Source organism: Protofrankia sp. CiP1_Cm_nod4 (genome assembly GCF_982290645.1).
Genome location: NZ_CEVIVC010000032.1, coordinates 18,836 through 19,422 on the forward strand (window position 1 = coordinate 18,836; position 587 = coordinate 19,422).

The 587-nt window shown below is 74.6% G+C and carries 1 pseudogene; it reads right to left on the reverse strand.

Going from position 1 to position 587, the window contains the following annotated elements:
- A pseudogene (locus AC5LSR_RS08685) lies at window positions 1-380 on the reverse strand (nuclease-related domain-containing protein); the annotation flags it as partial.
- Between the last annotated feature and the right edge of the window lie 207 nt (window positions 381-587).

Sequence of the window (587 nt, forward strand, 5' to 3'; positions counted from 1 at the left end):
ACCCCGGACGGGCCGATCACCAGATGGTCGACGTTGCCGGCGGAGTCCGCGAGCGCGCGGTCGTGCAGGACCGTGTAGCCGGCCCGGACGAGGCGGTCGAGGGCGCGGGCCGTGCGGCGCTCGGCCTCGGCGTCGTGCCGCCAGGACTCGATCTCCGACGGGGAACGCAGGAAGCGCGCCGCGGCGGCGACAAGGACGACCAGGACGGCCCCGAGGACCATCTGCAGCACGACCAGCACGGACAGGCCCGCCATGGCACCGAGCACGCCGACGGCGGCCGCGGCCAGCGCGGCGGCCACAGCCGCGGTGACGGCCGCTCGTGTCAGGCGGTCCTTACGTTCGGCCATGTACAGCTCCCTGCGGCGCAGGTACTCCGCCATGGCCGACCGTCCAGGCCACTGCCTTTCCGGCATCCCGGTCGTCACCGCCTTCCGGTCGCCCTGTTTCCCGCCGCTCCGTCGCGCCGGCCTGGCCCGCGTGACGCGGGAGCTGGCATGGTTCGGGACCCGCATGGCGCGGGATCCGTCACCTCCACCGTTGACGCACGGCCCGGCGCGGAACGTGCTCCGTCCTCGGTCCGTCCTCGG